Here is a 10,684-nt window from a genome sequence, read left to right as displayed (position 1 = left end):
TTGTGTCAGGTAGACATGGGTGCCCCGACGAACGATCGCCTCATAGCTCGGGAGATTGACCTGCAGAAGACGACTCTGCTGATCGTCCGTCAGATTGACGAGATTTTTATTATCCCGGGCGAACTTCCTGGCCGCTTCGCCACGCAGACCAGCACCCGCCGCCGCCTTGGCCGCCAGATCGGAGGGGATCTTTATGGACCGCAATTTCTGCTCGACCTCCGCTCGGGAGCGGTCGCGCATGTCATAACCAGGTCCGAGCGTTACGCCGGACGCCCCGCCCGGCCAGTGCAAACGGTTGCTGACGCCCCTCATCTCTTCGTGGCGTTCGATGAAGCCGCGCCCATAAACCGACGTCCTGATCACGTTGGGAGCACGTGACGCTTCTGACGATGACCGGGTGTAGGACGGATTACAGGTACAGTTTGAGCCAGACATGTTTCCTCATTCCCTGTGGCTTGATGCCACAGATAAGCTAAAAAGTTAATCAGCATGTAGCCCTAGAGAGACGCGTAGCCCCGGCCATTTCCACAGCCCCGAAGCCGATCGTAGCCAGACCTTCTGCCCGGTTTCTGGCTTGGCAGATAGCGTCTGACGACGCTGACGAGTTGGTGTTCGCTCATGACACATGTCAGGGCGGGATGCTGGTTGGTATTCGACATGACGTGTCCTGAAATGCAGACACAAAAAAAGCCCGCCGGGTCAGGGCGGGCTTTGCGTGTCGCGTGGGTGATCCTTGCCACAGCTCTGCCATAGCGATTTTTGGGAGGATCATGATTTTGTGGGAAAGTCCGGATCAGTGAGTAGCACTAGCCGAACCATATTTAATATATAGCAAAAAACCGCGCGCAGATACCAGAGGAAAAATAGGCTGGGGGGAACTCCAGCAATGTCCGCTTTTGCGAAATTTCAGACACCCGCAGATGTCCGACATGAAGGCGACTACCGCCTGTCTGTTTCAAATTGATTGAGCGGACCGGCGGTTAAGGAAGAAAAAGCGGAAGGTCGGTTATCGGCAAGCGATAACCGAAAACAGCCATTCCCTGCGCTCATGTTCATTATGGCTACAGACCAACATGCGCCATCCCGATGAGCCAACGGATATGTCCGCACATGCCATGAGCGGATGTACGATATTTGTCCTTTCCGCACGGTAAAACGACAATAGAAAAGCCGTTTAATACCACACAGCTTCGAAGAACCCAGGGAGGGGATGGCGTTTGTCCACGCGCTGCTTCAGATGCGTTGCTGATCGCATGCTCAACGCAGGACGGGGCCATAGCTTTCCCAATCCGAGAGGCGGTCTGAGAAGCGATCATAAGCATAGATCCGGCACATGGCGATCGTTTGAGGCCGTCGAATACGCCATCCTCGAAGGGGTAGACTGGTTCAACAAGCGCCGTATCCTTGATCCTGTCGGCAACATCACGCAAGCCGAGGCCAAACAACATTTTTACGCTGCTATGGACCAAATCCTCATGGCCGCGTAATTTGTGAAACCCGGTCCCCGCCAGTCCTGGGACTGATTACATCGCGTAATCCAGCATAAACTGTTCAGGGTTCAATATATTGTCTCTACGCCTTCTGCTTTCTTCCCTGAGCCTTCTTGCCCTTCCGGCTCTGTACCTCGCGCCATGCAGTCGGGCGGCTTCCGCTGAGTCCTCGCCTTTCGCGTTCCAGCGCACATCTCTCGATGCAACAGGCAAACACCCTGAAATCTGCCTGCATTTCAATCAGAACCTGAACGCACGAGAAACATCAACACTGGCCCATTCGGTCCATCTCTCACCAGAAAGCGCCTTCATACCGCGTGTTGAGAATGACACATTCTGCCTTGGCAAGCTTGCCTTCGGGCAGGGTTACACAATGAAGGTCGACCCGGATTTTACTTCAGCCGATGGCCAGCATCTCGCCGTCCCCCTCACGCTCAGCGCCCGTTTTGGGCATCGTGATGCGCACGTTGGGCTGACAGGAGACGGCTTTATCCTGCCCGGACGCACGACCGGGCATACGCCTGCCCTCGCTATCGAAACTGTTAACGTCTCCACGGTTCGTCTCCACGTCTTTCGGATCGCTGCATATCAGCAATTTCCCGGCACAGCTCAGATCGACAGCACACTTCCTGATCTGAACCAGACCAGTTTTGACCCTTATACGTTCCAGAACCTGCTGGACACGACCATGCGTGAAATCTGGCACGGCACCATGGCTATCGATCATGCTCCAGACCGATCCGTGACAACTGGCTTCCCGCTGGCAGAGACAATTGGCGCAGGACAGAACGGACTCTATCTGGTGACGGTTGAAGACGCCGCAACGCCGCCCGAAAAAAGCCCCGTGGAAACCGCGCTCAAACGTGGGAACATCAACGCCGATCTTCTGCAAAACAAGCCTATTTCTGCCCACTGGGTTAACCTGAGCGATCTTGGCCTGACCATGCTGCGGGGTGAAGACGGGCTGACAGTCAGTGCCCGCTCCCTGATGAGCGGACAGCCTACTCCTGATGTCACGCTGACACTGCGCGCCCGTGATGGCGGCACTCTGGCAACAGTCACAACGGATGCGAGTGGCCTCGGGCATTTTGATGCCCCCCTGCTCCGTGGTACCATGGCAGACCGCTCCTCGGTCCTGCTGGCCAGCAAGGGAGAGGATTTCGGCTTTCTGCATCTTGACCGGCAATGGTTCGATTTTTCAGAACAGCATCTTGAAGGCGCAGTCAGCCCCTTTCAGGGGAGCAGTCGCGCACTCGTGCAGCCTGACCGCGGGATCTATCGTCCCGGTGAGAGCGTGCATCTCCTCACTCTTCTGCGTGACCGGGCAGGACAGGCTATTCCGGACGCGCACCCGGTTCTTGTTCTGTACCGTCCCGATATGATGGAAGAACGGCGCATTCCGCTTACAGGTGCGGCAGAGGGCGGCTACGCCACCACCGTGCCCCTGAGCGCCAGCGCACCTACGGGCCTGTGGCGGGCCGATATTCTGCTCGACCCTTCCCTGCCCGCCATCGGTTCGGCCCGTTTCAGCGTTCAGGATTTCGTACCACCCAGTATCGAAGCCAGTTTCAGGCCACCAGCCTTCGCAACCGCCGGACAGCCCGTTGTGATTGATGCCTCGGCACGTTTTCTCTACGGCGCGCCCGGTGCGAGCCTTAAAAGTGACAGTTCCTACAGACTTGTGCCCACGACCGATCCGATCCCTGACCACACAGGCTGGGCTTTCGGGTTTGAGAACGAGGAGACACCATCAGCCAGCGGCGACATCAGCGCGGCTCCAACCGATCATGAAGGCCATACGCAGCTGACCTTCACGCCGGATATTCCTCAGGACCTTACCCGGCCGCTCGCCCTTGATATACGCGCCGGTTTTCTTGACCCCATGGGGCGGCGCGTGGGTGAACACTTTACAATTCCCGTCCGCCGCACCGCACCGCTGATCGGCCTCCGTGTCGCGACAGATGCCTCCTCCAGCATGGGCAGTGCTGTTATCCCCATTGATCTTGCAAGTTTTGCGCCTGACAACAGTCCGGTTGCCATCGGCAAAATTCACTGGACCCTGTCACGCGTCAACCGGATCTATAACTGGTCCTACACGCCCGACAATGGCTGGACCTTCAGCAGCCACACTGTGGACGTGCCCATGCGCTCGGGCGATCTTGCAACAGATGCCAAAGGTACAGCGCGGATCACCCCAACGCTGGACTGGGGCGAATATCGCCTGAGTGCCGTCCCCAGCGAAAGAGGCGGCGTAACAGGCAGTTCACTCCGCTTTCAGGTCGGCTGGGGTGGAAGCGGTGATGCCAGCACACCGGACCATCTGCCGCTCAGCGTGCGCGATACCCATATCGTGCCAGGCGGCAGCACGGTCATCCACATTGGCGGCGGTTTTTCCGGGCAGGCCCAGATAACGCTTGCAACAGACCGTGTGCTGAACACACGTTTTGTGGACGTTCCGAAAGAAGGGCTGGACGTGCCCGTAACCGCCGCACCGGACTGGCACTCCGGCGCCTATGCGCTGGTCACACTCTATCGCCCCCTCAACAGCCCCTCCGGCCTGCGCCCGCATGACCCTGTGCGGGCGGTTGGTGTCACATGGATTGGTGTCAATCAGGACACACATCGGCTGAACGTAACGCTTGATGCGCCCGGCACCGTCACGCCGCGCCATCGTATCACCATTCCCGTGACAGTTCAGGCCAGTCAGGGTCTCCCGGTGGGGCATGTGCAGGTCGCGGTGTCCGCGGTCGATCAGGGTATTCTCAACCTCACGCATTTCACGCCGCTCAACCTGTTTGATGCCCTTTACGGTCGCCCCCGTCTTGGGCTGGACATGCTGGACAACTACGGGTCTCTTCTGCTGAGTGATGCGGAAAATGGCCGGATCCGGTCTGGGGGGGATGTCGCGTCAAACGACAGTAGCGCGGACGGCCCGCCCGTGCGGACAACGAAAAGCGTCGCGCTGTTCGATGGTCCGGTCGCACTCGACAGTACCGGACACGGCACTCTCTCGTTCGATGTGCCGGATTTTGACGGCCAGCTTCACCTGATGGCCTCAGCCTGGAGCAAAGATGCCGTTGGCAACGCGCAGGCAGACATCACGGCACGAGACCCGGTTTTCCCCGACCTGGGATTGCCACGGTTCCTCGCCCCGGGGGATACGACACAGGCACAGGTCTCCATTATCAATGTTGATGCGCCATCAGCACCTTACGAGGTCCAGGTTACCACGGATGGACCGCTCCGTGTTCTCGGCTCCGGCACACTCAGCGCCCCTGTCAAACCCGGTGGGCGCGCTGACCTGCGTGTTGCGCTGGCCGCCACCCCCACCCTGCCGGACCGTACCGCCATTGCGCATATCCATCTCACATTGCGCCGATCCGGCTCATCAAAAGTGCTGCTGACGCGAAGCTGGCCCATCGGCATCAGGCTGGCGCATGTTCCGCTTACCGTCAGCCGGACTGCCCCGCTCCCACCCGGTAGCCATAAGACATGGGACCGCACGGAACTTGCGGGCTTCAACCCGGCAGACGCACGGATAACCCTCAACGTCTCAGCATCGGACGGCCTTGATACAGTCGGGTTGCAAGAATCCCTGCAATCCAGCGTCTGGGGGGATTCTAATACACTGGCGGCTCAGGCCCGTGCGCTGCTGCAACAAGGCAACCCGGCCCTCTCCGAGACTCACGACCACAGAGACACTCCGGGTCAATCCATCCAGTCAGCCATCAATACGCTTTTTGATCGCCAGAACCCATCAGGTGAGATTGGCCAGTGGGACCGCTCCGATGGCCTCAGTCTTCCCGACGATCTGGACTATCTTGCCGATTTCCTGATCCGGGCAAAAGCCGCTGGCTACACCGTGCCGGAGGACCGGCTCGGTCTGCTACTCGACCATATTGAAAGCGAGCAGCTTCAGTCTCAGAGCGTCTATGATGAAGATCATGACGGTGAAAGGCAGGCAGAACTGCTGAATACACGCGCTTACGCGGCGTACGTGCTGGCCCGTGCTGGTCGCCTCCATCCTGATGCAATCCACACTCTCGCGGCCTCGCTCGTCGCGCGGCAGGATGGTACCCGCGTCAACTACGTCTGGGCTGACACGGCAGGCTCCAATGCACAGGCCTATCCTCTGGCCCTTGGGCATCTCGCTGTCGCACTCGCGATGGACGATGCACCGGAGGACAGCAGCGCGACATCACCAGAAGCACTGCTGGACGCAGCCATCTCGGCACTCGGGCCACCCCGCACCGGAAAGCCGGATTTGTGGGATTACAGATACTGGACCTACGTGCGCGACCTGGCCGGACTTGCTGCCCTGACAGCCGAAGCGCATGACGACCGGCGCACCCACCTGCTTATTGGGCGGTTTGGCAAGCTGACTCTGTCGCCTGATATGCTGACAACCGCAACCAGAACGGCGCTGCTCGAAGCTGCCAGTGCTCTGAACAGGGATACTGACGGGCGAAGTGTGCGTGTACAGGGGCGCTCCAACGCCACACCGCTTCGCCTGCCGCTTGCCTATCCGTTTGATTCCGCCGCACTCGAAAAGGGTCTTCAGGTTGAAAATACCGGCAGGAAGATGCTGTTCAGCACCCTGACCGTGCAAGGCGAGCCAGCCGGGAATGTCAAACCTCTCACCAACGGACTGACACTGGCCATGCAGGGCTTTACCCTGACTGGCCAGCCATTTGACATGACACACATGCAACAGAATGACCGGTTTATCGTCAGTCTCAAAGGCACGGCCCTCCACCCCGGTCAGTATCTGGTGGGCATCACCAGCCTGCTTCCTGCCGGATGGGAAATCGAGAGCATTGTCTCTCCTGAGGATGCCGCATCTGACGACCATGACATGGACGACACTGAAAACGACCGCGCACAGCCCCCTTACGCTTTTCTGGGCACACTCAGCAACACCGAACATGCTGCCGCGCTGGATGATCGCTTCAGTGCTGCGGTGCGCTTCACGACGCAGTCTCCAGACCTTGCGGCGCGGAGTTTCCATGTCGCCTGCATCGTCCGCGCCATTACGCCGGGCCGCTTCACTCTGCCAGAAGCGATGGTCAGCGCACGGCGTCTTCCAAGCCTGATGGCGCGCACGGCATCAGGGACTGTCGAGATCACCGCACATTGAGGGCTTCCCTCCGTCTCATCAGAAACTGTACACTCGGCCTGCTGCTCACCAGCCTCATTCCGGCTGGTCTGCTGGTGGCCGACCGTTTTAATCCGCCAGACCTGCATCGGGCCGAGCAAGCCGCCCTTCTTGTTCAAGCCCGCAACCATACACTGCTTGACGGCCATACAAGCCGCGATGGCTTCTGGCGTCTGCCGGTTGAAAGCCAGGATGTTGACCCGACCTACATCACACTCCTGATGATGACGGAAGACCACCGCTTTGAAAGCCATCCGGGGGTTGATCCGCAGGCCCTTGCGCGCGCCATCTGGCAACTGGCCCGACATGGTCATATTGTCTCGGGTGGTTCCACGCTGGCCATGCAGACAAGCCGCCTCCTTACCCCGCACCGTCATACATGGGGCGGCAAGCTGCGCGATATCCTGCGCGCCCTCCAGCTTGAATGGCGTTTCGGGCGCCAGGGTGTATTGAACCTTTACCTCACGCTGGCTCCTGAAGGCACGAATATCGAAGGCATCCGTGCGGCATCCCTCCTCTATTTCGGGCATGAACCCACCCATCTGACACCCACCGAGGCCGCGTTTCTTGTGACTTTACCCCGGCGGCCCGCCGCACTCCGCCCGGACCGCCATCCTGACGCCTTGCTGAACGCTGCGCACCGCACACTGCAACGCGCCACTTCATTACGGCCTGTTGCATGGCCAACACCAGACACACGCGGCGTACCACATGACGCCCCTGAACTCGCCGGTCATTTTCTCAGCGCAGGGCGCAACGGCGTGGTGGTAACAACGCTTGATGCAAGGCTCCAGCGCAACGCACGGCAGGTGCTTGCCAGCCACCCTGCCCCGCTGCGTGGAACATTTGCAGCACTGATTGTCGACCATGAACGGCAGGTCGTTGCATGGGTCGGAGGGGCCGAACATAAGGCTCCGGGCAATGCGATAGATGCTGTTTTGGCGCCCCGCTCCCCCGGTTCCACACTCAAACCGTTTGTCTATGGCATGGCGTTCGAAAAAGGCTGGATGACACCCCACACACGTGTGCGCGATAGCCGACTTGCCATTGGCGGTTATGCCCCCAGGGATTTTGACCATGCTTTCCGGGGTGAAACCACTGTGAGTGAAGCCCTTCAGCTTTCACTCAATGTGCCTGTCATTCAGGCACTGGAGCGGGTTGGCCCCTCCCGGTTCATGGACCACCTCTCCGCCTGCGGTGTGCGGTTGCGACTGCCAAAGAACCCGGATGGCACACAAAGCGCACCGAGCCTCGCGATCGTTCTCGGGGGAGCAGGCATCTCACTCCATGACCTGACAATGCTGTACGCGGCACTCGATCATAATGGTCGCGTCGCCCCTCTGCATCGTGAACCGACAGGTCTGAAATCGGCAGGCCCTGCACCCGAAACAGTCCTGCTGTCCAGCAGAGCAAATGCCGACATTCGTACAATCCTGCGGGGCACCGCTCCACCGGCTGGCGTGGCATCATGGGAGGGAGTTGCCTTCAAGACAGGCACATCCTATGGCAATCGTGACGGATGGGCGATGGCCTCCACCCCGCAGGCAACAGTTGGCGTCTGGGCCGGACGCCCGGACGGCACCGCCTCTCCTGGGCTGACAGGACGGGATACGGCAGGGCCAGTGCTGGCAGTTCTCCTCTCTCTGCTTTCTTCACCCCCGCATACATCCGCCCCGCCAGCCAGTGCCCAGCCTCATCGTGCTGTTGCAGTCCTGTCACCTGCTCTGCGCACCCTGCAACAACGGCAGGCACCGCAGATCATCTTTCCGCGCAATCATTCCGAAATTGAAAGCCGCTCTTCCGAGGGCACGATGCTTCCCGTCGGGCTGGAAGGCTCAGGCGGCCATCCGCCTTATCATTGGTATATTAATGGCATTCCGCTGGATGTGCCGCCCGGTGCGCAACCTTCCTGGACGCCCGATGCACCCGGCTTTGCCCACATCACTCTTGCGGACGCGCAAAACGCCCATGCAACTATTGATATTCGTATACGGTAAAATGGCCCCTTCTTGCACTGTCAATTTATTTTATAACAAGTTTTCCATTTTCCAGCCAATCAGCCTGATGTGGACTAACATCGCTCACTACAATGTCGCAGGTTTCAGAGCGCTCGGGTTTGCGGACGCGGATAACCAGAACTATTGCCGGCCGTCCGCTTTCGGGAAACTCGAACGGCTCCGCTTATGACCGAGATGAGGTGACGTGCCCCCCGGGAATGTAACCAATTAAAAGTAGAGTCCGATCGAGAAGGATACGGACGAATGAAACGCAGTCGTTTTACGGAAGAGCAGATCATAGGGGTGCTGAAGAAACAGGAGGCCGGGCTGAATGTCTCTGATCTTTGCCGCAAACACGGGATCAGTGATGCGACGTTTTACAAATGGAAGACCCGCTATGGTGGCCTTGAGGTATCCGAGGCCCTGATCTGTGGTCATCGGTTCCGCATTCTGGCTGTTATCGACGATTTCAGCCACAAGAACCTGACCTTGGTTGCGGACACGTCCTTGTCAGGGGGACGTGTGGCGCGGGAACTGACAGTTCTGGTGGAAAGCTATGGCAAACCCCTCATGATTGTCAGCGACAGTGATACGGAGTTTACATCCCATGCCATCCTGAAATAGGCCGATGAGATGCAGATCGAGTGGCACTACATTGCCCCGGGGAAACCGCAGCAGAACGGATTTGTCGAAAGCTTCAACGGTCGGCTGAGGGATGAATGCCTCAAAGAAACGCTGTTCACCTCCCTCAGCCATGCCCGACAGATTCTGGCTGACTGGCAGGAAGACTACAATACGGTGCGTCCCCATTCCCAACTGAATGGCAGGACACTGGAGCAGGTCGCCAGACAAGGGTCTCGGGGGCGCCTCAGGGCAGCGCCAGTTGCAAATTCCCCATAACTGAGTCCCGGTGTCGCGGGTTCGGTCCTCCCCGACTTTCGTACGCCTCACGGCGCCCGAAACTCTTCAGGTAAGCGGATGGTCTGTTTCTGGAACGCCAACATATGAAAGCAGACATTCCTGTATTCGGTGTTGACGAACGATCTGCCCCTACGGACTCGGGTCAATCTCTCTTCCCGCCCGCACCTCGGGGTCATTTTCAAAAGTATGTAGGACGGCTGACCAAAATGCCCGCAGGCTTGGAAAGCTGCCCCAGTTAGGTGGTTCTTCAATATCCGCCGTGGGGTCCATACCGAGCACAGCCCAACTGACGCGATCGAGGTCCATATCGCTATAGGTCAGTAACGTCCTTAATTCGTTGACTGTCCGCTGCTTGAACGGCAGGCGATGCATGCGCGGCGCATCTTCAGTGACCTCGAACAGTGTATCGCCAAAGAGCTCAGGATCCTCGCCAAACGAGCTCGCACCCAGATTAGTGAGATGCGGAAACAGATCGAGAATATCATATTTAGTCAAGTTTAACAGTTTGGACATAGTAGATCATTCCATTGTGTTCTTTTTTGACAATTGTAACTTGAATGCGCCGCGCAGTCTTGCGCTGCCGATTGGCCCTCTCGATGATGACAGTTCCCCCTGAGGTGTATCCTTCAAGGAGAATTGCATTTCCATCTCTGGCGTTCTTGAGCCAGCCATCAATCCTGGGGCCGTTATCCTTGAGCACTTTGTGAATAGCACGTTCGGCTTCTTCCTTCGACGTGAAGAATGAAACAACAAGATGTTTATCCTTTGTGAACCGGCGTTCGATATATGCCTCGGTCGGGTCGACATGCTTTAGCAAGACATGACCGCCTCCTTTCTTACGATCATGGAGCGGCGCCTCATGATGGTTGAGGTTAAGCCGGTTCTATCGATGCGGTGAGAGAAGATTCTGGTTGGCAGGCGTCCGTGCCGACTGACCGGTGCGTTGCACGACTGGCCGGCGGAAGTGCTCCGTAGTGATGTCATGCCTGAAGGCAAGCCGGTTTGCATCCGCCGTGGCAACGCAAATGGCCCGTGTTGCCGCGAAATGCGCTGCCGCATGCAGTATGCCAGCGGGAATCACGGCATCCGCAGCTTGACCTGCCAGATAGACAACAGCGGGG

General features: G+C 58.4%; 6 protein-coding genes and 2 pseudogenes. 4 read left to right on the top strand and 4 right to left on the bottom strand.

The window, feature by feature from the left end; genetic code table 11:
• Positions 1 to 435, bottom strand: a 435-nt coding sequence (locus B7449_RS19940; RefSeq protein ID WP_209426752.1) for a lysozyme family protein, incomplete at its 3' end; no start/stop codon positions are given.
• Between the two features lie 884 nt (positions 436 to 1,319).
• Between B7449_RS19940 and B7449_RS22920 the strand changes: the two are divergent.
• Positions 1,320 to 1,487: pseudogene (locus B7449_RS22920) on the top strand (IS3 family transposase); the annotation flags it as partial.
• A gap of 400 nt (positions 1,488 to 1,887) precedes the next feature.
• Here B7449_RS22920 and B7449_RS21130 read toward each other — a convergent pair.
• Positions 1,888 to 2,217, bottom strand: a complete 330-nt coding sequence (locus tag B7449_RS21130; protein WP_158003700.1) for a hypothetical protein — start codon at positions 2,215 to 2,217, stop codon at positions 1,888 to 1,890.
• A 15-nt stretch (positions 2,218 to 2,232) separates the two neighbouring features.
• On the opposite strand from B7449_RS21130, the gene B7449_RS16055 reads away from it, so the two are divergent.
• The 3 genes and pseudogenes from B7449_RS16055 to B7449_RS16045 all read left to right on the top strand — a co-directional run bounded on the left by B7449_RS16055 (position 2,233) and on the right by B7449_RS16045 (position 9,542).
• Entirely contained in the window at positions 2,233 to 6,627 is a 4,395-nt protein-coding gene (locus B7449_RS16055) for an alpha-2-macroglobulin family protein (RefSeq protein WP_158003701.1), read from the top strand.
• 74 nt (positions 6,628 to 6,701) lie between these two features.
• Positions 6,702 to 8,642 carry a transglycosylase domain-containing protein gene (locus B7449_RS16050; protein WP_048883825.1) on the top strand — a complete coding sequence of 647 codons (1,941 nt, stop codon included), beginning with the start codon at positions 6,702 to 6,704 and terminating at the stop codon, positions 8,640 to 8,642.
• Positions 8,643 to 8,906: 264 nt separating this feature from the next.
• Positions 8,907 to 9,542 (top strand): annotated as a pseudogene (locus B7449_RS16045) (integrase core domain-containing protein).
• 150 nt (positions 9,543 to 9,692) lie between these two features.
• Here B7449_RS16045 and B7449_RS16040 read toward each other — a convergent pair.
• Positions 9,693 to 10,076: a hypothetical protein gene (locus B7449_RS16040; RefSeq protein ID WP_199858417.1), complete on the bottom strand. Its 384-nt coding sequence runs from the start codon at positions 10,074 to 10,076 to the stop codon at positions 9,693 to 9,695.
• Positions 10,051 to 10,380, bottom strand: coding sequence for an RNase A-like domain-containing protein (locus tag B7449_RS22915; protein ID WP_235721258.1), 330 nt, complete (start codon positions 10,378 to 10,380; stop codon positions 10,051 to 10,053). Before B7449_RS22915 ends, B7449_RS16040 begins: the two co-directional genes overlap by 26 nt.
• Between the last annotated feature and the right edge of the window lie 304 nt (positions 10,381 to 10,684).

Origin of the sequence: Komagataeibacter intermedius TF2, assembly GCF_000964425.1 — a bacterium.
In the GTDB taxonomy this organism is placed as follows: Bacteria; Pseudomonadota; Alphaproteobacteria; order Acetobacterales; family Acetobacteraceae; genus Komagataeibacter; species Komagataeibacter intermedius.
The sequence above is the reverse complement of the archived record's forward strand: the minus strand, read 5'-3'. Positions and strand labels throughout refer to the sequence as shown.